This window comes from Streptomyces roseus, assembly GCF_001044425.1.
Classification (GTDB): Bacteria; Actinomycetota; Actinomycetes; order Streptomycetales; family Streptomycetaceae; genus Streptomyces; species Streptomyces roseus.
The window spans coordinates 24,370-50,590 of the sequence record NZ_LFML01000054.1; the positions used below are offsets into that span (position 1 = coordinate 24,370).

General features: G+C 72.4%; 25 protein-coding genes and 1 tRNA gene. 8 read left to right on the forward strand and 18 right to left on the reverse strand.

Translation table 11 applies throughout. The annotated features are described in order from the left end of the window. Nucleotides 1-28 precede the first annotated feature (28 nt). The gene (locus tag ACS04_RS14745) at nt 29-499 is read right to left on the reverse strand and encodes a RidA family protein (RefSeq protein WP_048477040.1); all 471 of its coding nucleotides are present in this window, start codon (nt 497-499) and stop codon (nt 29-31) included. Next, nucleotides 496-657 carry a Sp36 family protein gene (gene sp36, locus ACS04_RS37450; protein ID WP_007264966.1) on the reverse strand — a complete coding sequence of 54 codons (162 nt, stop codon included), beginning with the start codon at nt 655-657 and terminating at the stop codon, nt 496-498. Before sp36 ends, ACS04_RS14745 begins: the two co-directional genes overlap by 4 nt. A gap of 100 nt (nt 658-757) precedes the next feature. On the opposite strand from sp36, the gene bagA reads away from it, so the two are divergent. Beyond that, on the forward strand, nt 758-1,738 hold the full coding sequence (gene bagA, locus ACS04_RS14750; protein ID WP_048477041.1) for an ATPase BagA: 981 nt from the start codon (nt 758-760) through the stop codon (nt 1,736-1,738). Next, nucleotides 1,735-3,078 (forward strand): ATPase BagB, encoded by a 1,344-nt coding sequence (gene bagB / locus ACS04_RS14755; protein WP_078864768.1) that lies wholly within the window; start codon nt 1,735-1,737, stop codon nt 3,076-3,078. Before bagA ends, bagB begins: the two co-directional genes overlap by 4 nt. A 99-nt stretch (nt 3,079-3,177) precedes the next feature. Here the strand turns inward: bagB and ACS04_RS14760 are convergent, their stop codons facing one another. Continuing rightward, nucleotides 3,178-3,537, reverse strand: a complete 360-nt coding sequence (locus ACS04_RS14760; RefSeq protein ID WP_048477042.1) for a WhiB family transcriptional regulator — start codon at nt 3,535-3,537, stop codon at nt 3,178-3,180. A 397-nt stretch (nt 3,538-3,934) separates the two neighbouring features. Here ACS04_RS14760 and ACS04_RS14765 point away from each other — a divergent pair, with 397 nt between their 5' ends. Further along, the gene (locus ACS04_RS14765) at nt 3,935-6,226 is read left to right on the forward strand and encodes a transglycosylase domain-containing protein (protein ID WP_048477043.1); all 2,292 of its coding nucleotides are present in this window, start codon (nt 3,935-3,937) and stop codon (nt 6,224-6,226) included. A 61-nt stretch (nt 6,227-6,287) separates the two neighbouring features. On the opposite strand, the gene ACS04_RS14770 is transcribed toward ACS04_RS14765, so the two are convergent. Beyond that, on the reverse strand, nt 6,288-6,749 hold the full coding sequence (locus ACS04_RS14770; protein ID WP_048477044.1) for a GatB/YqeY domain-containing protein: 462 nt from the start codon (nt 6,747-6,749) through the stop codon (nt 6,288-6,290). 67 nt (nt 6,750-6,816) lie between these two features. Between ACS04_RS14770 and ACS04_RS14775 the strand changes: the two genes are divergently transcribed. Both ACS04_RS14775 and ACS04_RS14780 read left to right on the forward strand, forming a co-directional pair. Further along, nucleotides 6,817-7,755, forward strand: a complete 939-nt coding sequence (locus ACS04_RS14775) for a metallophosphoesterase (RefSeq protein WP_048477045.1) — start codon at nt 6,817-6,819, stop codon at nt 7,753-7,755. Between the two features lie 102 nt (nt 7,756-7,857). Beyond that, nucleotides 7,858-7,931 (forward strand) — tRNA-Pro (locus ACS04_RS14780). 270 nt (nt 7,932-8,201) lie between these two features. On the opposite strand, the gene ACS04_RS14785 is transcribed toward ACS04_RS14780, so the two are convergent. The 3 genes from ACS04_RS14785 to ACS04_RS38155 all read right to left on the reverse strand — a co-directional run bounded on the left by ACS04_RS14785 (nt 8,202) and on the right by ACS04_RS38155 (nt 10,430). Next, nucleotides 8,202-8,750: a DUF5956 family protein gene (locus ACS04_RS14785; RefSeq protein ID WP_048477046.1), complete on the reverse strand. Its 549-nt coding sequence runs from the start codon at nt 8,748-8,750 to the stop codon at nt 8,202-8,204. Between the two features lie 32 nt (nt 8,751-8,782). Further along, nucleotides 8,783-10,078 carry a cytosine deaminase gene (codA, locus tag ACS04_RS14790; protein WP_245236395.1) on the reverse strand — a complete coding sequence of 432 codons (1,296 nt, stop codon included), beginning with the start codon at nt 10,076-10,078 and terminating at the stop codon, nt 8,783-8,785. A gap of 184 nt (nt 10,079-10,262) precedes the next feature. Continuing rightward, entirely contained in the window at nt 10,263-10,430 is a 168-nt protein-coding gene (locus ACS04_RS38155) for a hypothetical protein (protein ID WP_158977259.1), read from the reverse strand. Nucleotides 10,431-10,536: 106 nt separating this feature from the next. Between ACS04_RS38155 and ACS04_RS14795 the strand changes: the two genes are divergently transcribed. Both ACS04_RS14795 and ACS04_RS14800 read left to right on the forward strand, forming a co-directional pair. Then, a complete protein-coding gene (locus ACS04_RS14795; protein WP_048477047.1) occupies nt 10,537-12,330 on the forward strand; it encodes a S9 family peptidase in 1,794 nt (597 codons plus the stop codon). 67 nt (nt 12,331-12,397) lie between these two features. Continuing rightward, a complete protein-coding gene (locus ACS04_RS14800; RefSeq protein ID WP_048477048.1) occupies nt 12,398-13,243 on the forward strand; it encodes an SURF1 family protein in 846 nt (281 codons plus the stop codon). Here ACS04_RS14800 and ACS04_RS38160 read toward each other — a convergent pair. The 7 genes from ACS04_RS38160 to ACS04_RS14835 all read right to left on the reverse strand — a co-directional run bounded on the left by ACS04_RS38160 (nt 13,240) and on the right by ACS04_RS14835 (nt 19,369). Continuing rightward, on the reverse strand, nt 13,240-14,328 hold the full coding sequence (locus tag ACS04_RS38160) for a hypothetical protein (protein ID WP_053080770.1): 1,089 nt from the start codon (nt 14,326-14,328) through the stop codon (nt 13,240-13,242). The two genes, ACS04_RS14800 and ACS04_RS38160, sit on opposite strands and share 4 nt — an antisense overlap. After that, nucleotides 14,325-15,065 carry a SigE family RNA polymerase sigma factor gene (locus ACS04_RS14810; RefSeq protein ID WP_078864772.1) on the reverse strand — a complete coding sequence of 247 codons (741 nt, stop codon included), beginning with the start codon at nt 15,063-15,065 and terminating at the stop codon, nt 14,325-14,327. The genes ACS04_RS38160 and ACS04_RS14810 overlap by 4 nt, the downstream gene beginning before the upstream one ends. Nucleotides 15,066-15,234: 169 nt before the next feature. Further along, entirely contained in the window at nt 15,235-16,311 is a 1,077-nt protein-coding gene (locus ACS04_RS14815) for an aspartate-semialdehyde dehydrogenase (RefSeq protein WP_048477049.1), read from the reverse strand. Beyond that, nucleotides 16,308-17,582 (reverse strand): aspartate kinase, encoded by a 1,275-nt coding sequence (locus tag ACS04_RS14820; RefSeq protein WP_048477050.1) that lies wholly within the window; start codon nt 17,580-17,582, stop codon nt 16,308-16,310. Before ACS04_RS14820 ends, ACS04_RS14815 begins: the two co-directional genes overlap by 4 nt. A gap of 108 nt (nt 17,583-17,690) precedes the next feature. Next, complete coding sequence (locus ACS04_RS14825) at nt 17,691-18,347, reverse strand: DUF5063 domain-containing protein (protein ID WP_048477051.1); 657 nt, start codon at nt 18,345-18,347, stop codon at nt 17,691-17,693. Further along, a complete protein-coding gene (recR, locus tag ACS04_RS14830; protein ID WP_030152816.1) occupies nt 18,340-18,939 on the reverse strand; it encodes a recombination mediator RecR in 600 nt (199 codons plus the stop codon). The genes ACS04_RS14825 and recR overlap by 8 nt, the downstream gene beginning before the upstream one ends. A gap of 85 nt (nt 18,940-19,024) precedes the next feature. After that, entirely contained in the window at nt 19,025-19,369 is a 345-nt protein-coding gene (locus ACS04_RS14835; RefSeq protein WP_078621772.1) for a YbaB/EbfC family nucleoid-associated protein, read from the reverse strand. Nucleotides 19,370-19,635: 266 nt separating this feature from the next. Between ACS04_RS14835 and ACS04_RS14840 the strand changes: the two genes are divergently transcribed. Then, complete coding sequence (locus ACS04_RS14840; RefSeq protein WP_048477052.1) at nt 19,636-20,397, forward strand: SLATT domain-containing protein; 762 nt, start codon at nt 19,636-19,638, stop codon at nt 20,395-20,397. Nucleotides 20,398-20,457: 60 nt separating this feature from the next. On the opposite strand, the gene ACS04_RS14845 is transcribed toward ACS04_RS14840, so the two are convergent. The 4 genes from ACS04_RS14845 to ACS04_RS14860 form a co-directional block, all read right to left on the reverse strand. Next, nucleotides 20,458-21,108 (reverse strand): hypothetical protein, encoded by a 651-nt coding sequence (locus tag ACS04_RS14845; RefSeq protein ID WP_048477053.1) that lies wholly within the window; start codon nt 21,106-21,108, stop codon nt 20,458-20,460. Nucleotides 21,109-21,216: 108 nt separating this feature from the next. Beyond that, a complete protein-coding gene (locus tag ACS04_RS14850) occupies nt 21,217-23,751 on the reverse strand; it encodes a glycosyltransferase (protein WP_078864773.1) in 2,535 nt (844 codons plus the stop codon). Continuing rightward, nucleotides 23,748-24,428 carry a GntR family transcriptional regulator gene (locus ACS04_RS14855; RefSeq protein ID WP_048477054.1) on the reverse strand — a complete coding sequence of 227 codons (681 nt, stop codon included), beginning with the start codon at nt 24,426-24,428 and terminating at the stop codon, nt 23,748-23,750. Before ACS04_RS14855 ends, ACS04_RS14850 begins: the two co-directional genes overlap by 4 nt. 237 nt (nt 24,429-24,665) lie before the next feature. Next, on the reverse strand, nt 24,666-26,039 hold the full coding sequence (locus ACS04_RS14860; protein WP_048477055.1) for an aspartate aminotransferase family protein: 1,374 nt from the start codon (nt 26,037-26,039) through the stop codon (nt 24,666-24,668). Between the last annotated feature and the right edge of the window lie 182 nt (nt 26,040-26,221).

Here is a 26,221-nt window from a genome sequence, read left to right on the forward strand (position 1 = left end):
GCCAGGGCCGCGACATGCGGGGGGCGCGTCAGGAAGACGAAACCTCGACCTGGAGCTCGACCTCGACCGGGGCGTCCAGCGGGAGGACCGCCACGCCGACCGCGCTGCGGGCGTGGACGCCCTTGTCGCCGAGGACCTCGCCCAGCAGCTCGCTCGCGCCGTTCAGCACGCCCGGCTGGCCGGTGAAGTCGGGGGCCGAGGCCACGAAACCGACGACCTTCACGACGCGCTCGATCTTGTCGAGGTCGCCGATCACGGACTTGACCGCCGCCAGGGCGTTCAGCGCGCAGACCGCGGCCAGCTTCTTGGCCTCCTCAGCGGAGACCTCCGCCCCGACCTTGCCGGTCGTCGGCAGGCTGCCGCCCACCATCGGGAGCTGCCCCGCGGTGAACGCGTACGCGCCCGACCGCACGGCCGGCTGATAGGCCGCCAGCGGCGGGACGACGTCCGGCAGGGTCAGGCCGAGCTCGGCCAGCTTCGCCTCGACAGCGCCGCTCATGCCTTCTCCCGCTTGAGGTAGGCCACGAGCTGCTCGGGGTTGTTGGGGCCGGGCACGACCTGGACGAGCTCCCAGCCGTCCTCGCCCCAGGTGTCCAGGATCTGCTTGGTGGCGTGGACCAGCAGCGGGACCGTCGCGTATTCGAACTTCTTGGTCATGGGGGCGAGCGTAATGCCTGGGAGCCCGTGCTCCCCCCGGCCGGAGGTTGGGGGGAGGCTCATGCGCGGCCGCGGGGGCGAGTGGTTAGGCTCAGAGGCTGTGAGCAGGCTCCAGGTGGTCAGCGGCAAGGGCGGAACCGGAAAGACCACGGTCGCCGCGGCACTCGCGCTCGCCCTCGCGCGCGAGGGCAGGCGGACGCTGCTGGTCGAGGTCGAGGGCAGGCAGGGGATCGCGCAGCTCTTCGGCGCGGAGGCGCTCCCCTACGAGGAGCGCAAGATCGCTGTCGCCTCGGGCGGCGGGGAGGTCTTCGCGCTGGCCATCGACGCCGAGCGGGCGCTCCTGGACTACCTCCAGATGTTCTACAAGCTGGGCTCCGCCGGGCGCGCCCTGAAGAAGCTCGGCGCCATCGACTTCGCGACGACCATCGCGCCGGGGCTGCGGGACGTGCTGCTGACCGGCAAGGCGTGCGAGGCGGTCCGGCGCAAGGACAAGGCAGGCCGCTACGTCTACGACCACGTGATCATGGACGCTCCGCCGACCGGACGGATCACCCGCTTCCTGAACGTCAACGACGAGGTGGCGGGGCTGGCCCGGTTCGGGCCGATCCACAACCAGGCCCAGGCCGTCATGAAGGTGCTCAAGTCCCCGGAGACGGCCGTCCACCTGGTCACGCTGCTGGAGGAGATGCCCGTCCAGGAGACCGCCGACGGGATCGCCGAGCTGCGGGAGGCCGGACTTCCCGTGGGGCGGGTCGTCGTCAACATGGTGCGGCCGCACCATCTGGACGAGGCCACCCTGCGAGCCGCCGCCGACGAGCGGCGGGCCGAGGTGGCCAGGGCGCTCTCCCGGGCGGGCCTGGGCGGAGCGCGCCGCGGCGGGCTCGCGGAGCGGCTGGTGGACCCGCTGCTCGCGCAGGCGGCCGAGCACGCGAGCCGGGTGGAGCTGGAGCGCGCGCAGCGCACCGTACTGGAGCAGCTGGACATGGAGACGTACGAACTCCCCCTGCTCGGCGCGGGAATGGATCTGGCCGGGCTCTACGAGCTGGCCTCGGAACTGCGGAAGCAGGCGGGCGAGGAATGACCGAGGCCACGACGGGAACGAAGAGCGGCAGCGGCGGCCCCCGGATGGACGCCGCCCCGCGGCTGCCCGTGGACCGGCTGCTGGACGATCCGGGGACGCGGATCATCGTCTGCTGCGGCGCGGGCGGGGTCGGCAAGACCACGACCGCCGCGGCCCTGGGCGTGCGGGCGGCGGAGCGCGGGCGGAAGGTGGTCGTGCTGACGATCGACCCGGCGCGGCGGCTCGCGCAGTCGATGGGGATCGACTCGCTGGACAACACCCCCCGCCGGGTGAAGGGGGTCGACGGGGCGGACGGCGGCGAACTGCACGCCATGATGCTGGACATGAAGCGGACCTTCGACGAGATCGTCGAGGGGCACGCGGACGCCGAGCGGGCCGGGGCCATCCTCGCCAACCCCTTCTACCAGTCGCTGTCGGCCGGCTTCGCGGGCACGCAGGAGTACATGGCGATGGAGAAGCTGGGCCAGCTGCGGGCCCGCGACGACTGGGACCTGATCGTCGTGGACACCCCGCCGAGCCGGTCCGCGCTGGACTTCCTCGACGCGCCGAAGCGGCTGGGGTCCTTCCTGGACGGGAAGTTCATCCGGGTGCTGATGGCTCCGGCGAAGGTGGGCGGCCGGGCGGGGATGAAGTTCCTCAACGTCGGCATGTCGCTGATGACCGGCACGCTGAGCAAGCTGATGGGTGCCTCGCTGCTGAAGGACGTGCAGACGTTCGTGGCGGCGATGGACACGATGTTCGGGGGCTTCCGCACCCGCGCGGACGCCACGTTCCGGCTGCTCCAGGCTCCGGGGACGGCCTTCCTGGTGGTCGCGGCGCCCGAGCCGGACGCGCTGCGGGAGGCGGCGTACTTCGTGGAGCGGCTGGCCGCGGAGGACATGCCGCTGGCCGGGCTGGTACTGAACCGGGTGCACGGCAGCGGGGCCGAACAGCTGTCCGCGGAGCGGGCGTTGGCCGCCGCAGAGAATCTTGAAGAAGGCGGCATTGTCGATCAGGAGCCCGGGAATGCTGGACTTCGTGACCCGGCCGCGGAGGCCGACGCGGCGGACGGCGGGGCCCGGGACGGCGGCGCGGAGGCCGACGCGGACACAGACGTACACGTAGACGGAGACGCCGATGTGGACGCCGATGTGGACGAGATCACCGCTGGACTGCTGCGTCTGCACGCCGAGCGGATGCAGGTGATCGCGCGTGAACAGCGCACACGCGATCGTTTCACCTCACTGCACCCCGAGGTGGCGGTGGCCGAAGTGGCCGCCCTGCCCGGCGATGTGCACGACCTCGCCGGGCTGCGGGCCATCGGAGAGCGACTCGCGGCCGGGGTGCCGGCCGGAGCTTAGGCGTACGTACGGCGGATGCCTGCGACGCTTGCCTGCGTACGAGCGGTGCCTCCGGGTGCGGAGGCAGTCGTACGCGGGACCGCGCGAGGGGCCTGCGGCCTACCCGGCTGCCGCGTACGTCTCGTACGGGACGTCGAGGTCCGCGATGTCCGCGTCGACATCCACGGTGAGGATGCCGGTACTGCGCTCGTACTCCGTGCGGGCGGTTTCGAGCAGCCGTCGCCACGAGGTGACGGTGGGACGCCGGCGCAGCAGTGCGCGACGTTCCCGCTCGGTCATTCCGCCCCATACTCCGAACTCGACACGATTGTCGAGCGCGTCGGCCAGGCACTCGGTCCGCACCGGACATCCGGTGCACACCGCCTTGGCCCTGTTCTGTGCCGCTCCTTGAACGAACAGTTCATCCGGATCGGTAGTGCGGCAGGCTGCCTGCGCACTCCAGTCGGTAACCCAGCCCATCCCGGCGCCGTCCTCTCCCGAATCGAGGCTCCCCCACGGCGGTAGCGGCATATTCACCGCTGCCAGTTGAGGACGTTACGGAAGGTGGGCACGGCGCAACACCCCCGACGGGCCCAATCTTGAATGGTCCGAACGGACTATGGGTAAGCGGCAGATCACCCGACGGAGTGATCCGGCGACATGCCCGACCATTCCGGCAATTCGGGTGAACTCGGCGGACCACGGACGAGCGACCGTCAGGGTGACGGGCGAGATTCGGACATCAGTCCACCCCATTCGGGAAGGGTGAAAATCAAGCCGAGGGGTTGATGTCGCACCGCACTGCTGTGACAGTTGGGGACAGCTTAGGCCAAGGCATTCGCGCGTGTCCGGCGAATGAGAACGTAGGCTGCCCTCTATGGGAAAGAAGCGCTCGGGCGCCGGGCTCACGGGGCCGCAGCAGGCCGCCAAGTTCCTCGGGGTGTCCGTTCTCGCCGGAGTTGTGCTGGCCGGCATCGCGATCCCGGGCGCAGGCGCCCTCGGGCTCGCCGCGAAGGGAACGGTCGAGGGATTCGACGAGATCCCGGCCAATCTCAAGACGCCGCCGCTGAGTCAGCGCACGACGATTCTGGACGCCGAGGGTGGCCTGATCGCCACGGTCTATTCACGGGACCGGCAGGTGGTGCCGCTGACGGCCATCTCCCCGTACATGCAGAAGGCGATCGTCGCGATCGAGGACTCGCGTTTCTACGAGCACGGCGCGATCGACGCGAAGGGCATCCTGCGCGCGGTGAACCGCAACGCGCAGGAAGGCGGAGCCGCGCAGGGCGCCTCGACGCTCACGCAGCAGTACGTGAAGAACGTGTTCGTCGAAGAGGCCGGCGATGACGAGACCAAGGTGCGGGAGGCGCAGGAGAAGAGCCTCGGCCGCAAGGTCCGGGAACTGAAGTACTCGATCCAGGTCGAGGAGGAACTCGGGAAGAAGAAGATCCTCGAGAACTACCTCAACATCACGTACTTCGGCCAGCAGGCATACGGAATCGAATCCGCCGCCCAGCGCTACTTCAGCAAGCCGGCCAAGGACCTGACCCTGGACGAGTCGGCGTTGCTGGCGGGCGTCGTGCAGTCGCCGAGCCGGTTCGACCCGGTGAACGACGCGCAGGAGGCGATGAAGCGCCGCAACGTCGTCCTCCAGCGGATGGCCGACATGAAGGACGTCTCCCAGGCCGAGGCGGACGAGGCGAAGAAGAAGCCGGTGACGCTGAAGGTGACGCGGCCGAGGAACGGCTGCATCACCGCGGTCAAGGGCGCGGGCTTCTTCTGCGACTACGTGCGCAACACGTTCCTGACCGACCCGGTGTTCGGCAAGACCCGCGAGGAGCGGGCCAAGCTCTGGAACCAGGGCGGTCTGACCGTGCGGACGACGCTGGACCCGCAGTCGCAGGAGTCCGTCAACGAGTCCATCAAGGACCACGTCAACCAGGACGACAAGGTCGCCACGGCCGTCACTCTGGTGCAGCCGGGCACGGGCCGGGTCCTCGCGATGGGCCAGTCCAAGCCGTACGGCTTCGGGAAGAACGAGACTCAGATCAACTTCTCGGTCGACAAGCGGATGGGCGGCTCGAACTTCGGCTTCCCGACCGGTTCGACCTTCAAGCCGTTCGTCGCGGCCGCGGCCCTGGAGAAGGGCGTGCCCGCGGGCAAGACGTACGCGTCCCCGCACGACATGGAGTACCCGAGCCCGGTGCAGACCTGCGGCGACAAGCCCTGGGTCAACACCTCCCACGACCGGGTGGAGAACGAGTCGGAGTCCGAGCGCGGCCCGTACGGCATGCAGGAGGCCATGGCCAAGTCGGTCAACACCTACTTCGTGGAGATGATCTCCGAGAACGGGCTCTGCCCCGTGACCGAGATGACCACGAAGCTCGGCGTGATCCCGGCCGACGGGACGAAGCTGCCGGAGGTCCCGGCCATCGCGCTCGGCACCGAGGGCATGTCCCCGCTGACCATGGCGAACGCGTACGCGACCTTCGCCAACCGCGGCGTGTACTGCACCCCCGTCGCCCTGGAGTCCATCACGGACTCGCACGGCAAGGCGCTGGCCGTGCCGAAGTCGCAGTGCGACCGCGTGATGAGCGAGAAGACCGCCGACACCGTCAACACGCTGCTGCTCGGCGTGATCGACTCCGGTACGGGTACGGCCGCGGGTCTGACCGACCGGCAGAACGCGGGCAAGACCGGCACCACCGACAGCCGCTACAACGCCTGGTTCGTCGGGTACACGCCGAACATGGCGGGTGCGACCTGGGTCGGCTCGGGCGGCGCCAAGCAGGTGTCGATGGAGAACATCACCATCGGCGGCCAGTACTACGACAAGGTCTACGGCGGCGGGCTGCCCGGCCCGATCTGGAAGCAGGCGGTCTCGGGCGCGCTGGACGGCCGGGAGGCCCCCAACTTCGTCACCGTCGGCCTCGGGCCGGACACCGGCGCGCCCACCGGCGGCGGCCGGCCCACCAACCCGGCGCCGAACAAGCCGGGGAAGCCCGGCAAGCCGGGCGGCGACAACAAGCCGGGCGGGCGCCCCGGCGGCCAGACGGCGGGAGCCGCGGGCGGTCCGACGGGCGGCGCCGGCGCCACGGGCGGGGCGACGGGCGGAAACACCCCGACCGACCCGTTCCCGGGCGGCATCATCGGCGGCCTGGAGGACTAGGCCATGACGACAGAGGGCCCCGCCCGCGCGACGCGCGGACGGGGCCCTCTGCTTCGTCTGCTTACGCGAGGTGCTTCTTGACGGCGGCGGCGACGCGGCCGCCCTCCGCCAGACCGGCCACCTTCGGGTTCACGATCTTCATGACGGCGCCCATGGCCCGCGGCCCCTCGGCGCCCGCGGCCTTGGCCTCCTCGACGGCCTGCGCCACGATCGCGCCGAGCTCCTCGTCGCTGAGCTGCTTGGGCAGGTAGGTGTCGAGGAACTCGCCCTCCGCCGTCTCGCGAGCGGACTGCTCGGGACGACCGCCCTGCGCGAAGGCCTCCGCGGCCTCGCGACGCTTCTTCGCCTCCTTGGCGATCACCTTGAGGACCTCGTCGTCGGAGAGCACGCGCGCTTCCTTGCCCGCGACCTCCTCCTTGGTGATGGCGGCGAGGGTCAGGCGCAGCGTGGACGAGTGCAGCTCGTCGCGCGCCCTGATGGCGGTGGTGAGGTCTTCCTGGAGCTTGGCCTTGAGCGTGGTCATGACCTGAGTCTGCCAGGTGGACGGGCGGTGGCGCCCGCAGGTTTTCCGCGTCTGCGACGATGGGGCCATGCGTGCGCGTTACGGAGTACCCCTGAAGGTCACGGCGTCGATCGCGGCGGTGGGAGCCGCCGGCGTCGCTTATGCCGCCGGTTTCGAGGCGCGGTCGTTCCGGCTGCGCCGGATCACCGTGCCGGTGCTCCCCGCCGGGATGCGGCCGCTGCGCGTGCTCCAGGTCTCCGACATCCACATGGTGCGCGGGCAGCACAAGAAGCGTGCCTGGCTCCAGTCGCTGGCCGGCCTGCGGCCGGACTTCGTGGTGAACACGGGCGACAACCTCTCCGACACGGAGGGCGTGCCGGAGGTACTGGACGCCCTGGGCCCGCTGATGTCCTTCCCCGGGGTGTACGTCTTCGGGTCGAACGACTACTACGGGCCGCGGCTGCGCAACCCCGGGCGCTACCTGATCGAGAAGGTCCAGGGGCGGCACGGGCTGAACGGCAACAAGCCGGTCGTCGGCGCCGTGCACAACCCGTGGGAGGAGATGCGGGACGCCTTCGACGCGGCGGGCTGGGTCAACCTCACCAACACGCGCGGCCGCCTGAAACTGCCCGGGCTGGATCTGGCGTTCACCGGGCTCGACGACCCGCACATCAAGCGGGACCGGTATGAGCGGGTCGCGGGCGGCCCGGAGGCGGACGCGGACTTCTCGATGGCGGTCGTGCACGCCCCGTACCTGCGGGTCCTGGAGTCCTTCACGGCCGACCGGTATCCGCTGATCCTGGCGGGGCACACGCACGGCGGGCAGCTGTGCATCCCGTTCTACGGGGCGCTCGTCACCAACTGCGACCTGGACACGGAGCGGGTGAAGGGGCTCTCCACGCACGAGGCGGGCGGGCACCGCGCGTACCTGCACGTCTCGGCGGGCTGCGGCACGAACCGCTACACCCCGGTCCGCTTCGCCTGCCCCCCGGAAGCCACCCTGCTGACGCTGACCCCGAAGGCGTAGCCCCCCCGGCGGCCCCCTCGCGAAAACCGGATTTCGTCTCCGGCCGAGGGTCCGCTAAAGTAATCGATGTCGCCAGGACAGCAACTGCTGCCAAGCGACGATCGGGGTGTAGCGCAGCTTGGCAGCGCGCTTCGTTCGGGACGAAGAGGTCGTGGGTTCAAATCCCGCCACCCCGACTTCGTAAGACCAGGTCAGGGGCCTGATCCACTCAGTGGATCAGGCCCCTGAGTGGTTTCCGGGCCTGCCCTGGGAGCCGCCGGGGAGGCGGGCTCGGAATCCGGCTCCGGCGGGGAGTCGGGCCGCGTGTGTGCGGGTGCTCGACGGTGTTCATCTGGTGCGCCCGTTCAGGGAGCGTCCGGGACTCTGCGTCCTTCCCGGAGAGGCGAAGCCGGTAGGGGTCTCCGTTCGTGAACCGGGGCTCGGGTGCGGGGCGTTGGGGGTGCGCCTCAGGTGTTCGGCTCCGGTTCGGACCCCAGTGCCGCCAGTTCGGCGCGGGTCAGTGACAGGAACTCCGGCGAGGGGCTGACCTCCACCCCGCGTTCCCGCGCGAGCGTCCGGAGGTGGTCGAGGACCGTGCCGACCGTGGGGAAGGAGCCGGGCGGGCGCAGGAGCCACAGGCGGCCCGGCGGACGGGGCGGGATCCCGAGGCGTGCCAGGACCTCCTCGGTCTCCCGGTCGAGGTCGTGGAGATCGGGGTCGGCGAGCGGGGCGGCCTCCACGCCGGTGATGTGGCCGTGGCCGTCCAGCCGGGTCTCCACCGCCCAGTGGGTGGACCGGTCGGGGATCCAGGTCCGGGCCGCCGGGGGCCATACGTACGGGAGGAACGCCCACAGCGTCTCCCCGGGTGCGGGCTCCCAGCCGAGCACCTCCAGCTCCCGGACCTCGGGCAGCCGGTCCGGCTCCTGCTCGCTGCGGCCGCTGCGGCGCAGCGCGAGCGGGTGCGGAGTTCCGTCCTCGTCCCAGGAGTTCCACGAGTCCCACGAGTCCCTCGCCATGCGCGCAGGCTACCGCCGCGGCGGGCGCCGTCCTACGACCGGCGGAAGTCCACCTCCGCCGGCGCCTCCCCCGGCCAGTTCAGCCGCGTCGGCGCGGGCGGCGTCTCGGCGAGCACAGTCCCCCGCGCGACCACGTACCGCGGCCGGACCTGGCGGCGTACCGCCTCGGCCGGGGTCTCGGCCGGCAGCAGCACGAAGGAGGCGGGCGCGCCCTCGGCGATCCCGTACTCCGCCTCCGTCAGGCCCAGCACCCGCGCCGCGCGCTCCGTCACCATCTCGAACGCCACCGGGATCTCGTCCGCCCCCGTGAGCTGGGCGGCGTACAGCCCGACGAGGGCGGTCTGGAGGGGGTTCGCGGTGCCGAGCGCGTTCCACGGGTCCATCACGTCGTCGTGGCCGAAGGCCACGTTGACCCCCGCCGCCAGCATCTCCTTGACCTGGGTGAGCCCGCGCCGCTTCGGGTAGCCGTCGAAGCGGCCCTGGAGGCCCAGGTTCGCGAAGGGGTTGGAGACCAGGTTGATGCCGGAACGGGAGAGCAGCCGCTGGAGTTTGAAGCTGTACGCGCCGCCGTAGGAGCCCATCGCCGTGGTGTGCGAGGCCGTCACCCGCTCCCGCAGCCCCGTGCGCAGCGCGAGCGCGGCCAGCACCTCCACGAAGCGGGACTGCTCGTCGTCGATCTCGTCGCAGTGGGCGTCCACGCGCAGCCCGTGCTCCTCGGCCACCGCGAAGGCGATGCCCAGCGAGGCGACCCCGTCCTCGCGGGTGTCCTCGAAGTGCGGGATCGCCCCGACGACGTCGGCGCCGCGCGCGACCGCCTCGCGCAGCAGCGCCTCACCGCCGGGGAAGGAGACGACGCCCTCCTGCGGGAAGGCGACGATCTGCAGGGTCATGACGTCCCGGACCCGGTCGCGGACCTCCAGCAGTGCGTCCAGCGCGGTGAGGGCGGGGTCGGTGATGTCGCAGTGCGTGCGCACGTGCAGCACGCCCTGGGCGGCCTGCCAGCGCAGCACCTCCGTGGCCCGCGCGACGACGTCCTCGCGGGTCAGGGTCCGCTTGCGCTCGCTCCAGCAGGCGATGCCTTCCCACAGCGTCCCGGAGGCGTTCGGGCGCGGCTCCCCGGCGGTCAGGGCCGTGTCCAGGTGGATGTGCGGCTCGACGAAGGGGGCGGTGAGCAGGCCGCCGTGCGCCTCGATCAGCACGCCGGTGGCCGGCGGCTCCTTCTGGTCGTCGTACGGGACCACCCGCGCGATGCGCCCGTCCTCCGCGACCTCCACATCGGACAGTCCCTCGGTGTGGAGCAGCCGGGCACCCCGGACGATCATCCGCATAGGGCCACCCTACGACCGTGGCCCGCGGTTTCCGGGGAAACCGCGGGCCACGACGTCCTGCCGTCCCGCACCGCGCGCAAGGCCCGGGCCGTGCCCGGCTCAGCCGCGCCCGGCCCGGGCCTTGCGCCGCACATGCCGCGCGTCTTCGTCCCTCAGCTCGCGGGAGGCGGCATCCGAGCCGGGGTCAGCCGCGCCCGCCCTTGCGCCGCTGCTGCTCGCGCATCCGGTCCTCCTGCATGGCCATGGTCTGCGCCTCGCGCACGTCCTCGACCAGCATCGCCGGCTTGTCCGGCATCCCGGAGTCGGACGACCGACGGTCCTCGTGAGTCTGTTCCTTGCGCTGCTTCGCCATGATCACTCCTCACTGGAACTGGAAAACGGCTGGGTGGGCCCCGCCCACGCTGCCGCCTCGCACCCGCCACGACCATTCGGCAGCGCCAATCGGGTTACATGGGGGTATGACTGACAACACGGCCGTGCCCGACTGGGAGAAGCGCTTCCGCGCGCCGCGCGTCGGGCTGCCCGACTGGGCCGAGGACGCTCCGGACCGCTCGCTCTTCGTGTCGAACGCCACCGGGACGTACGAGCTCTACGCCTGGGACCGGGCCACCGACAGCCGGCGGCAGGCCACCGACCGGCCCAACGGGACCACCGACGGGACCCTCTCCCCCGACGGGGAGTGGATCTGGTGGTTCTCCGACACCGACGGCGACGAGTTCGGCACCTGGGTGCGCCAGCCCTTCGCGGGCGGCCCCGACGAGCCGGCCACCCCCGGGCTGGAGCCCTCGTACCCGGCCGGGCTCGCCATCGGGCGGGACGGGACCGCCGTCGTCGGCCGCTCCACCGACGAGGAGGGGACCACCATCCACGTGGTGCGCCCGGACGGCACGGAGCCCGCGGTGATCTACCGGCACCGGGAGTCGGCCGGCGTCGGCGACCTCTCCCGCGACGGGACCCTGATCGCCATCGAGCACACCGAGCACGGCGACGCCATGCACTCGGCGCTGCGCGTGGTCACCCTCGACGGGACCGCCGTCGCCGAGCTCGACGACTCCCGGGGCGGGACGGTGGAGCTCGGCCTGGAGGTGCTCGGCTTCGCGCCGGTGGCCGGGGACACCCGGCTGCTCGTCGGCCACCAGCGGCGCGGCCGCTGGGAGCCGATGGTCTGGGACGTGGCCACCGGCTCCGAGGAGGACCTGGCGATCGAGCTGCCGGGCGACGTCAGCGCCGAGTGGTACCCAGACGGCTCCGCGCTGCTGATCGCGCACGACTTCGAGGCGCGCAGCGAACTCTGGCGCTACGACCTGGCCGCGCGCGAGCTCGTCCGGGTCGACACCCCGCCCGGCACCGTCTCCGGCGCGAGCGCCCGGCCCGACGGCACCGTGGAGTACCAGTGGTCCTCGGCGGCCGAGCCCTCGGCCGTACGGTCCACCGCGGGCGGGATCGTCCTGGAGCCTCCCGGCTTCCGGGCGCCCGGCTCGGTGCCGGTGGAGGACGTGTGGGTGGAGGGCCCCGGCGGACGCATCCACGCGCTGGCGCAGCGGCCCGAGGGCCACGGCGACGGCCCCTTCCCGACGGTCTTCGAGGTGCACGGCGGGCCGACCTGGCACGACAGCGACGCCTTCGCGGCGGCTCCGGCGGCCTGGCTGGACCACGGTTTCGCGGTGGTCCGGGTCAACTACCGCGGCTCGACCGGCTACGGCCGCGAGTGGACCGACGCGCTCAAGCACCGGGTCGGCCTGATCGAGCTGGAGGACATCGCGGCGGTCCGGGAATGGGCGGTGGCCTCCGGCCTCGCCGACCCGGCGCGCCTGGTGCTCTCCGGCGGTTCCTGGGGCGGCTACCTGACGCTGCTGGGGCTCGGCACGCAGCCGGAGGCCTGGGCCGTGGGCCTGGCCGCCGTCCCCGTCGCCGACTACGTGACGGCGTACCACGACGAGATGGAGGCGCTGAAGTCCCTGGACCGCACGCTCTTCGGCGGTACGCCGGAGGAGGTCCCGGACCGCTTCGAGGCCTCCTCGCCGCTCACGTACGTGGACGCGGTCAAGGCCCCCGTGTACATCGCGGCGGGCGTCAACGACCCGCGCTGCCCGATCCGCCAGATCGAGAACTACGTGGAGCGGCTGGCGGCGCGCGGGGCGGTGCACGAGGTGTACCGATACGACGCCGGGCACGGCTCGCTCGTCGTGGAGGAGCGGATCAAGCAGGTCCGGATGGAGTTGGAGTTCGTACGCGAACACCTCCCGCGGTAGGAGGTGGTGCGGCCGCGGCGGTGGCCCCGGCCCCGGTGATCCGGTGCACCCCCCGTACGGTGGTGGGGTGCACCGGTTTCTCCTGACCCCGCGCTGGTGGGGGATCAACGTCTTCGTCGCGCTCGCCGTCCCCGTCTGCCTGTTCATGGGGACCTGGCAGCTCGGCCGGTTCGAGGACCGTGTCGACAGCCACAAGGAGGCGAGCGCCGGACGGCCGGCGGCCGAGGCCGCGGCGCCGCTGGAGTCGCTGCTCCCGGTGGACAAGAAGACCTCCGGACGCCTCGCCTCCGCCTCCGGCGAGTACGCCGAGCAGCTGCTCGTCCCCGAGCGTCGGCTCGACGGCCGGAACGGGTTCTACGTCCTGAACCTGCTGCGGACCGACTCCGGCAAGGCCGTCCCGGTGGTCCGGGGCTGGCTGCCGGGCCCCGCGGACGCCTCGAAGGCCCCGCCCGCGCCGACCGGGCGGGTCGAGGTGACGGGCGCGCTCCAGGCCTCCGAGAGCTCCACCGGCAAGGGCGTGTACGCCGAGGGCGGCCTGCCGGCCGGGCAGCTCGGGGTGATCGGGGCGGCCTCGCTGGTCAACCTCGTGCCCTACGGGCTGTACGACGCCTGGCTGACGGTGCAGACCCCGGCGGACGGCCTGACTCCGGTGCCCGCGCAGGCGCCGAGCAACACCGGGCTGGACCTGAAGGCCTTCCAGAACCTCGGCTACACCGGCGAGTGGTTCGTCTTCGCCGCGTTCGTGCTGTTCATGTGGTTCCGGCTCTACCGCCGCGAGGTGGAGACCCTGCGCGACGCCGAGGCCGGGCTGGTGCCGCAGGGCGCCGCCGGGGCACCCGCCGCGGCCACGCCGGCCACGCCCGTCGGCCCGTCCGCTGCTTCGGCCTCCGCCCCGCCCCGCCACCAGCGCTAGGGCTTCGGCGCGTCCAGGGCAATGACGCCGGTCCGGTAGACCGTCCCCCCGCAGGCGGCCGGGATCGTCGTCTGCGTGGTGGGCGCACCCGGCAGCGCCGTGTGCGGCGTGTGCGTCACCTCCACCCCGGCCGGCTCCGGGGACTTGCCGGCGGTGTCCGGATCCGAACGCGTGGCCCGGGCCGCCGAGGCCTGCCCGCCCTCCGGGGCGTCCACCGGGGGCTTGGGCGGCGGCTCGGGCGTGGCCGCCGGGCAGGACTGCGCCGAGGGGACCCAGGCGAAGCGGACCTCGTACGCGGTGTTCGGCTGCAGCACCAGCAGCGGCGTCTCCGCCGAGGGGTCGGGCAGCCCGGCCGCCGGATCCCCCGCCGTGTGGCCGACCACGGTGACCCCCGAGGACCGGCCGGGCGCCGATACGGAGGCCGCCGTCACGGTGTCCGGGCCGACGACCGTGCAACCCCGCACCGAGACGTTGGTGACCTTGAAACTGCCGTACACCTTGCCGTCGGGCTCCGGGGATTTGGCGCTGCCCTGCACCCCGAGCTGCTCCGCGCTGCATCCGGGCACGCCTTGCGACGCCGCCACGGGGGGCTGCGGGCCGGTGCCGGCCGAGGCGCCCGCGGTCGCGCCCGCGGTGTCCGGGCCGGCCGTGCCGGCGCCGGTCGGGGCGCCGCCGTCCCGCGCGTCCGGCCGCGCGCCGGTGCCGGCCGTCTCGCCGGCGGCGCCTGCGGCCTTGCCGGGCCGGGGGGCGCCCTCGCCGTCCTGGTGGGGGCCGGAGGTGCCGGCGCCGGCCCCGCTCCCTGGCCGCTCGCCGTGCCCGGCAATCGCCGAGTGGTCGGCGCCGCCGCCCTCGCCGCCGGTGATGTGCAGGTGCAGGGCCGCCGGGACGGCCGTACCGGCCAGCAGCACGGCCACGGCCGCCGCGACGAGGGCCTGGCGCTTGCGGGTCCGGCGTACGGGGACGGCGTACCGCAGCCGCTCCAGCGCGCCGTCGGAGGGCTCCAGGCCTTCGACGGCTCCGCGCAGCAGGCTCCGCAGGGCCTGTTCCTCGCCCGTGCCGCCCGGCGGGGTGTGGTCGTCCATCATGACTGCGCAGCCTCCATCGCCACCCGCAGCGCGGCAATGCCCCGGGATCCGTACGCCTTGACCGAGCCGAGCGAGACGCCCAGCGTCTCGGCGACCTGGGCCTCCGTCATGTCCGCGAAGTACCGGAGCACCAGCACCTCGCGCTGACGCCGCTGGAGTCCGCGCATCGCCTTGATGAGATCGTCCCGTTCCAGCTGGTCGTACGCGCCCTCTTCGGCACTGGCCATGTCGGGCATCGGCTTCGAGAGCAGCTTGAGGCCGAGGATGCGGCGGCGCAGCGCGGAGCGCGAGAGGTTGACGACGGTCTGGCGCAGATACGCCAGTGTCTTGTCCCGATCGCGAACCCGGTTGCGGGCGGAATGGACCCGGATGAACGCCTCCTGGACGACGTCCTCGCAGGAGGCGGTGTCGTCGAGGAGCAGGGCGGCCAGGCCGAGCAGGGAGCGGTAGTGGGCCTGGTAGGTCTCGGTGAGGTGGTCGACGGTGGTGCCGGCGACGACGGCGGGCGCGGCGGACGCCTCCTCCCCGCTCCCGGCGGCCTCCGCGCTATCGCGGGGCGCGGGCACGCGGCCGCCCCGGATCGGTACGGCGGAGGGCACGGCGATCGGCGCCGCGGCCGGCGGAACGGGAAGGATCACGGGGAACCCGCCGGGCGCGGGCGCGGGGGAAGGCCGGCGGGGCGCACCGAGTGCGCTGCGCGCCGGTAGGACGGCGAAGTCGAGAAGTGCCTCTGCCACGCCAGTTGGACACGCGTCCCCCCACCAGGGTTGTACGCGTGAGGCCGCCTCACCGGCAAAATCCCCATAGCCCTCATGCGCACCCGCTCTTCCTGATTGCCCCGCCCGTCCAGGCGGCAGTCAGGCCATCACCTTGATCAAGGGATCAGGGCTGATCCTACAAAGTGAATTACGCGAATTCACCAGCGATCAGTTCCGCGATCCGAGTGGCGTTCAGGGCGGCCCCGTTGCGGAGATTGTCCGCGCACACGAAGAACTCCAGGGACTGCGGATCGTCGAGCGAGCGCCGCAGCCGCCCCACCCAGGCCGGATCCGTCCCCGCGGCGTCCACCGGAGTCGGGAACTCCCCGGCCGAGGGGTCGTCCACCACGACCACGCCGGGCGCGGCCTCCAGGACCTCCCGGGCGCGCGAGGCGTCCGCCTCGGCCTCGAACCGCGCCCGCACGCTCAGCGAGTGCCCGGTCAGCACCGGCACCTGGACGCAGGTCACCGCCACCGGGAGCGCGTCCAGGTGCAGCACCCGGCGTACTTGCGCCCGTACGGCCAGCTCGTGCGAGGACCAGCCGCCCTCGCGCAGCTCACCGGACCACGGCACCACGTTCAGCGCGAGCGGGGCGGCGAAGGGGCCGGAGTCCTCGCCGACGGCCCGGCGCACGTCCCCGGTCTGCTCGCCGAGGGAGGTACCGGCGACCAGCGAGAGCTGGCGGCGCAGTACGTCGGATCCGGCCCGGCCCGCCGCGCTGGCGGCCTGGTACGAGGACACCGTCAGGTCGGCCAGCCCGTACTCGGCGTGCAGCGCGCCCAGGGCCGCGATCATCGCGGCGGTGACGCAGTCCGGGCCCGCCACGATGCCGCGCGGCCGCGCCCGTACGGCCGGGGCGTTGACCTCGGGCACCACCAGCGGCACCTCGGGGTCCTCCCGGAAGGCCGCGGACTGGTCGACGGCGACGGCCCCGCGCATGACGACGGCCGGCGCCCAGCGGGCGGAGATCTCGGCCGGGGTCAGGAACAGCGCCACGTCCCCCTCCCCGATGCCCTCGAAGGCGTCCTCGGTGAGGGCGAGCACCTCGCACTCCTGCCCGCGCACGGTCAGTATCCGGCCGGCCGAGCGCCCGGAGGCGATCAGGCGGACCTCACCCCAGACGTCCGCCCGCTGGGAGAGGATCCGGAGCACGACGGAGCCGACCGCTCCGGTCGCCCCGACCACGGCGAGCGCCGGAGCCGGGGTCGACCGGGTGCCGGTCATCGTCCGGTGCCTCCGTAGACGACGGCCTCGTCGCTGTCGGAGTCGAGGCCGAAGGCCGTGTGCACGGCGCGGACGGCCTCGTTGACGTCGTCCTGGCGGGTCACGACCGAGATGCGGATCTCGGAGGTCGAGATCAGCTCGATGTTCACGCCCGCGTCGGACAGCGCCTGGAAGAAGGAGGCGGTGACGCCCGGGTTGGTCTTCATGCCCGCGCCGACCAGGGAGATCTTGCCGATCTGGTCGTCGTAGCGCAGGGAGTCGAAGCCGATCTGGCCCTTCGCCTTCTCCAGGGCGTCGATGGCCTTGTGGCCCTCGGCCTTGGGGAGGGTGAAGGAGATGTCCGTCAGGCCCGTGGACGCGGCCGACACGTTCTGCACGATCATGTCGATGTTGATCTCGGCGTCCGCGATGGCGCGGAAGATCGCCGCGGCCTCGCCCGGCTTGTCCGGAACGCCGACGACCGTGATCTTGGCTTCGGAGACGTCGTGAGCGACTCCGGAGATGATGGCGTGCTCCACCTGCGCGTCCCCTTGCGGATTCTCGTTGCTGACCCAGGTGCCCGGCAGTCCGGAGAAGGACGAGCGGACGTGGATCGGGATGTTGTAGCGGCGCGCGTATTCCACGCAGCGGTGCAGCAGCACCTTGGAACCGGAGGCCGCGAGCTCCAGCATGTCCTCGGAGGAGATCCAGTCGATCTTCCGGGCCTTCTTCACGACGCGGGGGTCCGCGGTGAAGACGCCGTCGACATCGGTGTAGATCTCGCAGACCTCGGCGTCCAGCGCCGCGGCGAGCGCGACGGCTGTGGTGTCCGAGCCGCCCCGGCCGAGGGTGGTGATGTCCTTGGAGTCCGCCGACACGCCCTGGAACCCGGCGACGATGGCGATGTTGCCCTGGTCCAGCGCGGTACGGATACGGCCCGGCGTGACATCGATGATGCGCGCTTTGTTGTGGACCGAGTCGGTGATGACGCCTGCCTGGCTGCCGGTGAACGACTGCGCCTCGTGGCCCAGGTTTTTGATCGCCATGGCCAGCAGGGCCATGGAGATCCGCTCTCCGGCGGTCAGCAGCATGTCGAATTCGCGCCCGGCAGGCATGGGTGAAACCTGCTCGGCGAGATCGATCAGCTCGTCCGTCGTGTCGCCCATCGCGGAAACCACGACGACCACCTGGTGGCCGTTCTTCTTGGCATCCACAATTCGCTTGGCGACGCGCTTGATGCCCTCGGCATCGGCTACGGAGGAGCCTCCGTACTTCTGCACGACAAGGCCCACGTGCGCTCCTCGCTCAGTCCGTCTCATTGCTGGTGCAGTGTAACGAGCGGCCGCGATCCGACCGCTTCGTACCACATCATGAGACGATCAGACCAGGATCCGGGTTCCCTACTTCCCCGGCAGACCGAGGCGGGCACCGATTTCCTCGGCCATCACCCGTCCGGCCTGCTCGGCGAGGTCGTCCTCGGCGAGGTCCTCGTCGGTGTCCAGGCCGTCCAGGGCCTCCAGCGGCTGGTCCAGCCGCACGTGGGCGATCAGCGACTGGAGGGCGCGCAGCGTCGCCGAGGCCGTCGGACCCCAGTTGGTGAAGTACGAGAACTGCCACCACCACAGCGCCTCGGTGGTCCGGCCCGCCTGGTGGTGGATGAGGCCGTGCCGCAGGTCCGCCACCACGTCGGCGAGGTCGTCCGAGATCCGGTGCGCGACGGGAGCCTTGCGCGGCTCGTACGGGTCGAAGACCTCGGAGTAGACGTCGACCGGCTCCAGCATGAGCGCGAACCGCTCGCGCAGGTCGTCCACGTCCGGTTCCGGGCCGAGGTCGGGCTCGTAGCGCTCGTCGGGCAGGACGTCCTGGTACGCGCCCAGCCGGCCGCCCGCCAGCAGCAGCTGGGACACCTCCAGGAGGAGGAAGGGCACCGCGCTGTCCGGGTCCTCGCCCTTGGCCACCTCGGTGACGGCGACGATGAAGGACTCGATCTGGTCCGCGATCGAGGCCGCGAAGTCGTCCGGATCCACTCCCAGGGCGTGCAGCATTGCGTCAGACATCGAGAAGTCGCCTTCCTTCAAAGGCCCGCCCCAGCGTGACCTCGTCCGCGTACTCCAGATCTCCCCCGACGGGGAGCCCGCTGGCCAGGCGGGTGACCTTCAGGCCCATGGGCTTGATCATGCGGGCGAGGTAGGTGGCGGTCGCCTCGCCCTCCAGGTTCGGGTCGGTGGCGAGGATCAGCTCGGTCACCTCTCCGTCCGCGAGGCGCGCCAGCAGCTCGCGGATGCGCAGGTCGTCCGGTCCGACGCCCTCGATCGGGCTGATCGCGCCGCCGAGGACGTGGTACCGGCCCCGGAACTCGCGGGTCCGCTCGATCGCGACGACGTCCTTCGGCTCCTCCACCACGCAGATGACCGTGGTGTCGCGGCGCGGGTCGCGGCAGATGTTGCACCGCTCCTCCTGCGCCACGTTCCCGCACACCGCGCAGAACCGGACCTTGTCCTTGACCTCCAGCAGCGCGTGCGCGAGGCGGCGGACGTCGGTGGGCTCGGCCTGCAGGATGTGGAAGGCGATCCGCTGCGCGCTCTTGGGCCCGACGCCGGGCAGCCTGCCCAGTTCGTCGATCAGGTCCTGGACCACGCCTTCGTACACGGACTGCCTTCTTTCGTTCTGCGGTGGGGGGTCGGGGTCGGTTGGGGTTCGGGTACGGCTTCGGGTTCGGGTGCCGGAGCGCGGGTTAGAACGGGAGGCCGGGGATGCCGCTGCCGCCGCCCAGGCCCTGGGCCAGCGGGCCGAGCTTCTCCTGCTGGAGCGCCTGGGCGTTCTCGTTGGCCGCCTGGACCGCCGCGACGACCAGGTCGGCGAGGGTCTCGGTGTCCGCCGGGTCCACGGCCTTGGGGTCGATCACCAGCGCGCGCAGCTCACCGGAGCCGGTGACGGTCGCCTTCACCAGGCCGCCGCCGGCCTGGCCCTCGACCTCGGCCTGCGCGAGCGCCTCCTGGGCCGCGGCCAGGTCCTGCTGCATCTTCTGGGCCTGCTGGAGCAGCTGCTGCATGTTGGGCTGGCCACCACCGGGAATCACAGGTCACTCACTCCGTCGCGTCGGTCCAAGACTGGTCGGCTTGGTCAATCCGAGCCTACGTGCTCCCCGCGCGGCGCGCCCTACGCCGTGAGGACCAACTCTTTCGAGTGAGAGACGGGGCCCGCGCGTACCTGATGGAGACCTCCTTGCAGGCGGAAAACCGGGGATTCGTCGCCCATGGGCCGCCATTCGAAGGTAGGAAGAGCATGCGCATCATTGCGCACACGCGCACCACCACACGTCAGCGCAGGCAGAGGGAGTGCCGGGTGAGCCAGCCGGAGATGCAGCCCGAGGGGCCACCCCGGGATCCCCGGGAACCCCGGGACTCGCGGGAGGAGGGCAGCGGACCGATGGCGGCGGGCGATCTGACCGGCGGGCCGTTCCCCCTCGGGGACTGGGGCGAGCCGGCCGAGCGGCTGGACGAGCTCTACCGGCGGGTCGAGGCCGACGCCCTGCGCACCGCGGAGTGGTATCTCGGCGACCGGGCGTGGAAGCGCCGGGGCGCGCGGGTGCTGCGGGTCGGGGCCGCCGCGGGGGCGGTGGCCGGGGCCGCGCTCCCGCTGCTGGAGGTGACGGGATCCGCGCCGGGGGTGGCCTCGTACGGGTACCTCGCGCTGCTCCTGGCCGCGGCCTGCCTGGCCTGCGACCGGTTCTTCGGCCTGACCTCGGGCTGGATGCGGGACGTGGCCACCGCGCAGGCGGTGCAGCGCCGCCTGCAGACGCTGCAGTTCGACTGGGCCTCGGAGAACGTGCGGGAGGTGCTGGGGCCCACGGAGGGCACGGCGAGCGAGGCGGCCGAGCGGTGCCTGACCGTACTCCGCCGCTTCTCGGAGGACGTGACGGAGCTGGTGCGCTCGGAGACCGCGGAGTGGATGGTGGAGTTCTCCTCGGGACCGGCGCCGCTCGTGATGCAGTCGCTCGGCGCCCCGTCGCGGGCGGAGGCGGGCCTCCCCCCGGCCCGTTTTCCCCTGCCCCCGGGCACCCGCCCCAACATGCCGCGCCAGCGCCCGCCGGAGCAGCCCCGCTGAAGGCGTCCCCGCCGGGGTGTGAGGGGGCGAGGGGGACGAGCCCCCGACCCCTCACGGCGGTCAGCTGAAGATGATCATCGAGCCCTGGCCGAGACACCGCGTCGCGGCGGCGTGCAGGCCCAGCCACACGTGCCGCTCCCGCGCGAAGGGGCTCTCGTCGTACGGAATCGGCCCCGCGGGCTCTTCCAGGGACGTGGGCCGCCCCGGCGCCGCCGGAGCCCCCGGCGGATTCCCCGGATCGATCCCGATCGCCGGCGCCACCACCACCAGCTCGCGCAGCAGGCCCTGCGCCGAGCCCAGCGGCCCGCCCCCGGCCAGCAGCTCCTCGTTGGCCAGCGGAGCCGCGAAGTCCACCGGCACGTACGCCCCGGCATGGTCGTAGTGCCACACCAGGTGCGACTGCTGCGCCGTCGACTCGAACATCTCCAGCAGCTGCTCGTAGTCCCCGCCCAGCTCGTCCACCGGCGTCACCGGCAGTCCGCAGATCTGCAGCAGGTAGGCCCGCCGCAGGAAGTGCAGGGCGTCGTAGTCGAAGCCGGCGACGGGGGCCACGTCCCCGCTCAGGCCCGGCATGTACGCGAACACGGGCACCGACGGCAGGCCCGCCTCGCCCAGCGCCTTGTCGTACGAGGCGATCTCTTCCGCGAACGGGTTGTCGGGGCTGTGGCACAGCACGTCGACAAGGGGGACCAGCCACAGGTCACAGGCCACGCGGGCTCCGATCAGTCGATGTCGCCGATCCCGCCAGCGTAGTGCGCCGAACACCCTCCGCGAAGGGCTGCGCAGAACCTGGGGCGGAACTCGCCCCGGAGCCGCCCGCTACACCCCTCCCGGACCCACCCTCCAGACCCAGACGTCCTCGGCCTTCTGCGGGGGCTGCCCCAGCAGCTCGGTGAGCATGTCGCGCAGCTCGACCCCGCGGTCCTGGAAGGGCAGCACGACGGCCCCCGCCTTCCAGAACTCCAGGTCCCGGCGGGCCTGGTCCCGCCACTGGGGGGTGATCTCCGGCGGCTGCTGCCCGTAGCGGACGTCCCGCAGGAGGTTCGAGAGGTGGCGCGGGGTGGCCCCGTAGATGCCGATCCGGTCGGGTCCCCACGGCCCGTTGAAGTAGCCGCCGGCCAGCCGGAACCCGAAGTCCGCCTCGACCTGCCAGTGCAGCGCGTCCGCCTGGCCGGGGTCGGGCAGCGGCACCGGGACGAGCGCTTCGCCGTCCTTGACGTAGCCCTTCCAGGCCCCCGAGGTGACGAACGCCGGCACCGGAGCCCGCTCCCGTACGGCCAGCGGCAGCGGAAGCACCGGGATCAGCGCCGCCGCCACCGCGAGCAGGCCGAGCGTGCGCGGCTCGCGGTGGCGCATCCGTACGATCCGGTCCAGCGCGAGCGCGAGCAGCACGCCCAGGACGGGGGCGCACACCATCGCCACGCGCCCCTCGATCACCGACTCGAACAGCGGCAGCCTGACCATCAGCCGCCAGGGCCCCGGCAGCACGACGTCCGTGCGCGGGACCGGCACCCAGGGCCCGAGCGACAGCGCCAGCGCCGCGAAACCGGTGAGCGCGAGCGCGCGGACCGGCTTGCTGCGCCACATCCACACGCAGACGGCCACGCCGAGCGCCAGCAGCGGCCAGCCGTAGAAGGCGTTCTGCTCGGTGGTGTTCAGCGAGAGCCGTCCGGCCGTCTCGGCGTCGCCGAAGAGCGAGCGGGCCGCGTACTCGACCAGGGCGCGCGGGCTGTTGCCGGCGTTGTCCCCGTGCAGGACCGAGTGGTAGCTCTGCGGGCCGAAGAACTGCCAGTACAGCGGGAAGATCAGCAGCGGCGCGCAGACGCCCGCCGCGATGACCAGGCCGAGGCCCAGCGGCCGGGCGGCCGCGAGCGCGCGCCGCCGGTCGACCACGAGGTACGCGAGCGAGAAGAGCAGCATGCCGAGCGCGGCGATGAGCAGCGGCTCCTCGCCGAGGAAGATCTGGTACGTCGCGAACAGGCCGAGCAGGACCCCGTCGCGGACGATGTTCCTGCCCTCGCACAGGCGCAGCGCCCTGTCGATGATCAGCGGGAGCATGAAGAGGACGACGAAGTTGGGGTGGCCGTTGGCGTGCGAGACCATCGGCGGCGCGAACGCGGCGAGCGCCCCGCCCGCGGCGGCGGCCCAGCGGCTGCGCACGAGGCGGCGGCGGATCAGCCAGTACCAGGTCCAGGCGCTGGCGGCCATGCCGAGCGTGAGGACGAGCGCGAAGGTGACCGTCTCACCGAACAGGAGCGTGACCGGGATCAGCGGGACGGTCAGCCCGAGCATGGTGGCGTTGGCCATCAGGTTCACGCCGTCGGGCATGCCCTGGGCCGTGGTGAAGAGCGGATTGCGCAGGTGGGTGATGTTGTCGGTGGCGACGCCGACGAACCACTCCCACTGGTTCTGGTCCTGGAGCGCGTCCGCGAGGTAGCGGCCGTCGAGGTCCGCCCACAGGCCGTGGAAGAGGTACGCGGAGAGGGCGAGGAAGACGGCGGCGACGGCGAGGCCGCCGGAGTTCAGGCGGTAGAGCTCGGTGAGCGCGCGGCGCCGGTCGCCGCGGGCCGTGGGCGTGGTTCGGCCTGCGGCCGTGGGCGGGGTCGCGGGCGGGCGGGGGCGGGCGGCCGGCTCGGGGTTGCGGCTCACCGGTACCTCGGCCACGTACCAGCCCTGGCGGCGCATCCAGCGCAGCACTTCGGCGTCGATGGCCGGGCCGTCGAGGACGGAGGCGCCGAAGGCGGCCCGGGCCCGGTCGCCGTCGAAGAGGGCGAAGCCGCAGGTGTCGGCGCGAAATCCCGGTATCCCGGGGATGCCCAGGGCGCGGACCAGGCGGTTTCCCGTTCGGCCGAGGGCGGCGGTCGGGTTCTCGCTCTCGTTCCCGGTCCGGCTTCCGCTTCCGTTCTGCGGATCCTGTGGGGCGAGGGCCTGCTCCAGGTGGTCGAGCTCGGCCGGCGGGATCGTCGCCCCGGCGTCGGCGAGCAGCACCCGCTCCCCGGCGCTCGCGAGCACTGCGGCGCGCAGCGCGGCGCCCTTGCCGCGGTGGTGTTCGGAGCGGATCAGCCGGATCCGGGGTTCGTCGGCGGCCGCGGCCTCGACGAGGGCGGCGGTGTCGTCGGTGGAGGCGTCGTCGGCGACGACGAGCTCCCAGTCGCCGGGGCCGGTGCCGAGGCGGGCGTCGAGATCGGCGCGGAAGGCGTCGAGGGTCGCGGTGATCCGGTGCGCGTCGTCGTGGGCGGGGATGACGACGGAGAGCGCGACGGCGCCCAGCCAGGCGGGGGCCGGGTCGGGCGCTTTGCCGGTGTCGGTGCCGGCGCCGGGACCGGTCTCACCGGTCGCGGTCGTGTCGGTCATGCGCCGACCGCCTTCAGGCCCGCTGCCCAGTCCAGGGCGCGCTGGTTGTACGCGTGCACGAGGCTGCGTACCTCCGCGGCGTCGGCCCGCGTCACCGCGTCCACCAGCTCGTTGTGGCCGGACCACAGCCCGGTGTGCAGATCGGGGGCCGCCTTCAGGTGCGGTACGGCGAAGACCCAGCACTGCACGCGGATGCGGTGCAGGAAATCCGAGATGTACGCGTTGCCGACCAGCCCGCTCAGCTCCCTCCAGAAGCGCAGGTCGTAGCCGATCAGCACTTCGAGGGAACCGCTGTGCGCGGCCCTGCACGCCTCCTCGGCACGACGGCGCACCGACACCAGCATTTCGCCGGAGCCGGGCGCGGTGCCGCGCTCGACGAGCTGCCGGAAGATCCCGTCCACTATGAGCGTACGGGCCTCGATCATGCCCCGGTAGTCGTCCACGGAGAAGACGCGCACGCGAAAGCCCCGGTGCTGCACCGATTCCAGCAGCCCTTGGGCGGAGAGGTCGACGAGCGCCTCGCGTACGGGGGTCGCGGAGACCTCGTACTGCTCGGCGATCTGCTTGACGGTGAACTCGGTGCCCGGTGGCAGGCGTCCCGCCAGCACCTCGTCGCGCAGCGCGTCCGCGATCTGCTGGCGAAGTGTGTTGCGGGTGACAGCGCCGCTGCCTGGCATAGGGGTCCGTCTCCTCAGTAGAACTTTCGGACACCTTAGGCCAGGCAGCGAGGCCGAAACCGATCGAACGCGGGTGGTTTCCGTCTCGGACCGCCCCGGTCGGGCGGACGTGACGGGCCCGGTCGGGCGGGACGTAGCGGGCCCGGTCGGGCGGACGTGACGGACCCGGTCAGGCGGACGTCACCGGCCCGGTCAGGCGGACGTCACCGGCCCGGTCAGGCGGAGGTGGTGTGCCGGTCAGGCGGAGGTGGTGTGCCGGTCCGCGACCGTCAGCGCCTCGTCCAGCAGGGCCAGGCCCTCCTTGGCCTCCGCCTCGGTGATGTTGCACGGCGGGACCACGTGCGTCCGGTTCATGTTCACGAAGGGCCACAGGCCGGAGGCCTTGCAGGCCGCCGCGAACTCCGCCATCGGCGCGTTGTCGGCCCCGGCCGCGTTGTACGGGACGAGCGGCTCGCGCGTCTCCTCGTCCCGTACGAGCTCCAGCGCCCAGAAGGCGCCGAGGCCGCGGACCTCGCCGACCGACGGGTGCCGCTCGGCGATCTCGGCGAGCGCCGGGCCGATCACGTTCTCGCCCAGGTGGGCGGCGTGCTCGACGACGCCCTCCTCCTCCATGGTGTTGATCGTCGCCACGGCGGCCGCGCAGGCCAGGGGGTGGCCGGAGTAGGTCAGGCCGCCGGGGTAGGGGCGGGTGGCGAAGGTCTCGGCGATGGCGGCCGAGATGGCGACGCCGCCGAGGGGCACGTACCCGCTGTTCACGCCCTTGGCGAAGGTGATCAGATCGGGAGTGACGTCCCAGTGCTGGGCGGCGAACCACTTGCCGGTGCGGCCGAAGCCGGACATGACCTCGTCGAGGATGAAGACGATGCCGTGGCGGTCGCAGAGTTCGCGCACGCCCGCGAGGTAGCCGGCCGGCGGGATCATGATCCCGGCGGTGCCGGGCACGCTCTCCAGGATGATCGCGGCGATGGTCGCCGGGCCCTCGAAGGCGATGGTGTCGGCGAGGTGCGCGAGGGCGCGTTCGCACTCCTCTGCCTCGGTGGCGGCGTGGAACGGCGAGCGATAGAGGAACGGGCCCCAGAAGTGCACGACTCCGGCGGCCGCGGTGTCGGAGGGCCAGCGGCGCGGGTCGCCGGTCAGGTTGATCGCGGCGGCGGTGGCCCCGTGGTACGAGCGGTACGTGGACAGCACCTTCTGCCGGCCCGTGTGCAGACGGGCCATGCGGACGGCGTTCTCGACGGCCTCGGCCCCGCCGTTGGTGAAGAAGACCTTGTCGAGGTCGCCCGGGGTCCGCTCGGCGATGAGGCGAGCGGCCTCGGAGCGGACGTCGACGGCGAAGCCGGGCGCGAGGGTGCAGAGCCGGGCGGCCTGCTCCTGGATCGCGGCGACGACCTTGGGGTGCTGGTGGCCGATGTTGGTGTTCACCAGCTGGGAGGCGAAGTCGAGGTAGCGGTGGCCGTCGTAGTCCCAGAAGTACGAACCCTCGGCCCCGGCGACGGCCAGCGGGTCGATCAGGGCCTGGGCGGACCAGGAGTGGAAGACGTGGGCGCGGTCGGCGGCCTTGACGGCTGCTCCGGTGGCGGCGGTGTCGCCCGTGGTGACGTGAGGGGTCATGCGGCCACGCTAAGAGTGCCCAGGTGGGAGGGGATATCGGCGGACTGTCTGCGGGTGGGGGCCGGGCCTCGGCAGTCTGTCGGCAGGTAAAGGCGGAACGGGGCCGTCGGAGGCGGTTGGCGCGGGGCGCTGAAGTGCACCGAGGAGCTGGGCGGGCGGAGTGACGCCGCCGAGCGGTCGGG

What these genes read in the sequence shown, in the direction of transcription:
- ACS04_RS14745 (WP_048477040.1), bottom strand. Translation starts at nt 499, where the DNA reads ATGAGCGGCGCTGTCGAGGCGAAGCTGGCCGAGCTCGGCCTGACCCTG.
- sp36 (WP_007264966.1), bottom strand. Translation starts at nt 657, where the DNA reads ATGACCAAGAAGTTCGAATACGCGACGGTCCCGCTGCTGGTCCACGCC.
- bagB (WP_078864768.1), top strand. Translation starts at nt 1,735, where the DNA reads ATGACCGAGGCCACGACGGGAACGAAGAGCGGCAGCGGCGGCCCCCGG.
- ACS04_RS14760 (WP_048477042.1), bottom strand. Translation starts at nt 3,537, where the DNA reads ATGGGCTGGGTTACCGACTGGAGTGCGCAGGCAGCCTGCCGCACTACC.
- ACS04_RS14765 (WP_048477043.1), top strand. Translation starts at nt 3,935, where the DNA reads ATGGGAAAGAAGCGCTCGGGCGCCGGGCTCACGGGGCCGCAGCAGGCC.
- ACS04_RS14770 (WP_048477044.1), bottom strand. Translation starts at nt 6,749, where the DNA reads ATGACCACGCTCAAGGCCAAGCTCCAGGAAGACCTCACCACCGCCATC.
- ACS04_RS14775 (WP_048477045.1), top strand. Translation starts at nt 6,817, where the DNA reads ATGCGTGCGCGTTACGGAGTACCCCTGAAGGTCACGGCGTCGATCGCG.
- ACS04_RS14785 (WP_048477046.1), bottom strand. Translation starts at nt 8,750, where the DNA reads ATGGCGAGGGACTCGTGGGACTCGTGGAACTCCTGGGACGAGGACGGA.
- codA (WP_245236395.1), bottom strand. Translation starts at nt 10,078, where the DNA reads ATGCGGATGATCGTCCGGGGTGCCCGGCTGCTCCACACCGAGGGACTG.
- ACS04_RS38155 (WP_158977259.1), bottom strand. Translation starts at nt 10,430, where the DNA reads ATGGCGAAGCAGCGCAAGGAACAGACTCACGAGGACCGTCGGTCGTCC.
- ACS04_RS14795 (WP_048477047.1), top strand. Translation starts at nt 10,537, where the DNA reads ATGACTGACAACACGGCCGTGCCCGACTGGGAGAAGCGCTTCCGCGCG.
- ACS04_RS38160 (WP_053080770.1), bottom strand. Translation starts at nt 14,328, where the DNA reads ATGATGGACGACCACACCCCGCCGGGCGGCACGGGCGAGGAACAGGCC.
- ACS04_RS14815 (WP_048477049.1), bottom strand. Translation starts at nt 16,311, where the DNA reads ATGACCGGCACCCGGTCGACCCCGGCTCCGGCGCTCGCCGTGGTCGGG.
- ACS04_RS14825 (WP_048477051.1), bottom strand. Translation starts at nt 18,347, where the DNA reads ATGTCTGACGCAATGCTGCACGCCCTGGGAGTGGATCCGGACGACTTC.
- ACS04_RS14850 (WP_078864773.1), bottom strand. Translation starts at nt 23,751, where the DNA reads ATGACCGACACGACCGCGACCGGTGAGACCGGTCCCGGCGCCGGCACC.
- ACS04_RS14855 (WP_048477054.1), bottom strand. Translation starts at nt 24,428, where the DNA reads ATGCCAGGCAGCGGCGCTGTCACCCGCAACACACTTCGCCAGCAGATC.
- ACS04_RS14860 (WP_048477055.1), bottom strand. Translation starts at nt 26,039, where the DNA reads ATGACCCCTCACGTCACCACGGGCGACACCGCCGCCACCGGAGCAGCC.